This is a genomic window from Ferruginibacter sp., from assembly GCF_031430955.1.
Lineage (GTDB): Bacteria > Bacteroidota > Bacteroidia > Chitinophagales > Chitinophagaceae > Ferruginibacter.
The window spans coordinates 1-3,144 of record NZ_JANPCM010000136.1 but is presented as its reverse complement, the minus strand read 5'-3'; the positions used below and the strand labels follow the sequence as shown (position 1 = coordinate 3,144).

4 protein-coding genes are annotated in these 3,144 nt (G+C 35.2%); 2 read left to right on the top strand and 2 right to left on the bottom strand.

Features of this window, described 5'->3' with window-relative positions; genetic code table 11:
- Positions 1-41: 41 nt before the first annotated feature.
- Together ACY65O_RS03695 and ACY65O_RS03690 are read left to right on the top strand one after the other, a co-directional pair.
- The gene (locus ACY65O_RS03695; RefSeq protein ID WP_462219501.1) at positions 42-1,007 is read left to right on the top strand and encodes a GSCFA domain-containing protein; all 966 of its coding nucleotides are present in this window, start codon (positions 42-44) and stop codon (positions 1,005-1,007) included.
- Positions 1,004-1,732 (top strand): hypothetical protein, encoded by a 729-nt coding sequence (locus ACY65O_RS03690; protein WP_462219500.1) that lies wholly within the window; start codon positions 1,004-1,006, stop codon positions 1,730-1,732. Before ACY65O_RS03695 ends, ACY65O_RS03690 begins: the two co-directional genes overlap by 4 nt.
- Positions 1,733-1,780: 48 nt before the next feature.
- Here the strand turns inward: ACY65O_RS03690 and ACY65O_RS03685 are convergent, their stop codons facing one another.
- Positions 1,781-2,392 carry a MiaE family protein gene (locus ACY65O_RS03685; RefSeq protein ID WP_462219499.1) on the bottom strand — a complete coding sequence of 204 codons (612 nt, stop codon included), beginning with the start codon at positions 2,390-2,392 and terminating at the stop codon, positions 1,781-1,783.
- Between the two features lie 432 nt (positions 2,393-2,824).
- A partial coding sequence (locus ACY65O_RS03680; RefSeq protein WP_462219498.1) for a hypothetical protein occupies positions 2,825-3,144 on the bottom strand: 320 nt, incomplete at its 5' end.

Genomic DNA, 3,144 nt, shown 5'->3' with positions numbered 1-3,144 from the left:
CAATAATTTATGCCGGTGATTAATTTTTTGGGATAAATGTTTTGGAGAAAACTCTAAATGAAAATCCATGCCACAAATTATTGCTGATGGGCAGTTGCTTTACCGAAAACATCGGCGATAAATTAGTAGCACATAAATTTTCTGTACTCCAAAATCCCAATGGTATTTTATTTAACCCTGTTAGTGTAAAACAGGCTGTTGAAAATTACATTGCTAATAAGGTTATTGATGAAAATGATTTATTTTATTTAAATGAATCGTGGCACAGCTGGCAACACCACAGCCGTTTTTCTGGCATTACAAAAGAAGATGCGATTAATAAAATAAACAGTTCTACCCGTACTGCTCTCGATTATTTAAACGAAACCGATTTTATAATTATCACTTTTGGCTCGGCATGGGTATATGAATTAACGGACAAAGCTGACAACAAAAAAATAAATACTGTTGCCGCCAATAATCATAAAGCACCGGCAGACTGGTTTAACAGAAGATTATTAACTAACCAAGAAGTTATTCATGAAATTGAAAGCATTGTTTCGCAACTGCAAAATTTTAATCAGCACATAAAAATAATTTTTACCATCAGCCCCGTAAGGCACTTACGGGAAGGTTTTGTAGAAAACAACCGCAGCAAAGCGGCTTTAATAAATGGAGTGCATCTTGCAACAGAAACATTCAGCAATGTATTTTATTTTCCTGCGTACGAATTAGTAATTGATGATTTAAGAGATTACCGCTTTTATGCAGAAGATATGGTGCATCCTAATTATGCCGCCACCAATTATGTGTGGCAAAAATTTATGGCCACTTGTATTGATGAACCAGCGCAGCAGTTGATGCAGGAAATAAATGAGATCAATGCGGCAATAAATCATAAACCTTTTAATCCTTCTTCAGCGGCTCACAAAGATTTTAAATTAAAATACCGGAATATTATTCAAACCATGCAGCAAAAGCATCCTTACCTGAATCTAACAGAGCAACTATACTATTTTGCTTCATGAAAAAATATTTTCTTTTATTGCTTGTCTTATCCTTCTTTAAATTAAATGCTCAGCAAATAAAAGGTAAATCAACTCAGCAACGATTTACAGCAACGGAAAAATATTTTTCTTTTAATCCTCTTGCCCTTGCAGAGTTGCAAGTAGCTATTGGTGCCGGTTTTGGTAATCGCTTTAGCGAACGAAGTGAATATTTTACTGAGCTTTCTTATATTGCTAAACATCCATTTTATGACATGCCAGAAAAGAGTTTGCATGGTTTTCGTTTTCTTGCTCAGTACCGGTATCATTTTTTACAACGATGGCGGCCGTTAATTAATTTAGGAAATTTTACTAAGGCAAGCAGAGAAAGAAATGCAAGGCATAATCCTTTTATTGGCGTTGAATTCAGACTAAAGCCTTTTAATTTTACTGATAAAAGAACTTTTTTTAAGTCATCGCCACCAGATACGCTTAATAGTTTTTTGTATAAGGCCAATGCAGTTTCTATTGGCGGAGCTATTTTGTTTGGAGAAACGTATAATATTTCATCCAATGGCAAATGGAAACTTGAAGTAACAGCAGGCATTGGAGGTAAAGTAAAAATAATAAAATATAAAAATCTACCTGTTGGATATACCCCACTTTTTATACGAGGTGGCTTTGGTTTAAAACCGCCTGCAATTGATGACGCCGTCGGAATGCCATATTTTCCCTTCTCCATAAGGTTAAAATATATGATAGATTAAATGTGGGAAAAAGATTTTTGTTATACTAAAATCTAAAATCCGAAATCATTAATGTATCCTGTCGCCCCTCACTTCCGCACTTTCCATCACAGCCTTTTCAAATTGCAACCATTCATTCCAGCGTTTTCTTACTTTTTGTTTAGGTAAATATAATTCGGCAAGGTTTATAAATAAAGTATAATGCCCGGCTTCACTCTCCATAAATTTTCTGTAAAAACTACGCATATACTCATCGTCTAAGCCTTCACTTAATCTTTTAAAACGTTCGCAACTTCTTGCTTCAATCAATGCCATAGTTAAAAGCCGGTCTAACAAACGGTCTTCCACACTGCCATCTTTTTTTTGAAATGATAAAAGTTTATTTACATATTCATCTTTGCGCTGTTTGCACAAATGCAATTTTCTTTTTTTAAGTTCTGCCAGTACCATTCTAAAATGTCCCCATTCTTCGGTAACAATCGGCGACAATTCTTCTACCATTTCTACCCTGTCGGGGTAGCGCTGTATTAAAGAAATGCAGGTAGTGGCAGCTTTTTGTTCGCAGTAAGCATGGTCAGTTAAAATTTCTTCTAATTCAATTTCGGCAAGGTTAACCCAGCGTGGATCAGTAGGCAATTGTAAACCTAAAATATTTTTTACATCGGTAGATAGTTGTTCCATTGACACAAAAATAAAACAGCCAGCTTAAATACACCAAACTGTTTTAAGCATTTATAAAAATTAGAGGCCAAATCGTTAAAACTGGGCCATTCATCGAAATAATACTGCTTTTGAACGAATAGAAATAAAAAAAGAGCAAACGCAGTGCATCTTTGTGTTGTAATTAACCAGTTAAGTATTTAAAGATCCAGATATCCAACAGAAGAATTAAACCAAAGAAAACAAAACATAAATAACCAAGAAAACAAAAACATTTTTAATCAACCAAGCCAAACCCAATTCCTAAGAAACCCAACCAATCCAAAAATTCAGCAAAACCACCTCATTTAAAAATTAAACCCAAGATTGAATGAATTAAGTTTTTACAAGTTTTAAAGTTCAAAAAAAATGTCCCACTTAGCCGGGACATTTTTTATTTATTGATTGAAATTATTATTGCTTTGTAACTGAAAACATTCCTGCGCCAATTGTGCTGCTGCCAACACCAATTGTACCATCCAAAGTATTTACACTTGCAGAATATTTTGCCGCTAAAGAATAAGTACCGGTGTAAGTGGCCCCCGGCATATAGGTAAAGTTTGCCTTTACACTGTCGCCAACCAGGCTCCAGTTTCCATTGGCAACATCCGGGGTGGTAGCGTTAAATTCATTAATAACAACACTGCCACCACTTTTAAAGTTTATAGAAAAATAATGAGATGGCCCACCCACACCGCTTCGGTTACCTACCCAATTGCCTTCGGGTGTATTGG

Bases quoted from the DNA above. Each gene is read 5' to 3' on its own strand.
- ACY65O_RS03690 (WP_462219500.1), top strand. From the start codon at position 1,004: ATGAAAAAATATTTTCTTTTATTGCTTGTCTTATCCTTCTTTAAATTA.
- ACY65O_RS03685 (WP_462219499.1), bottom strand. From the start codon at position 2,392: ATGGAACAACTATCTACCGATGTAAAAAATATTTTAGGTTTACAATTG.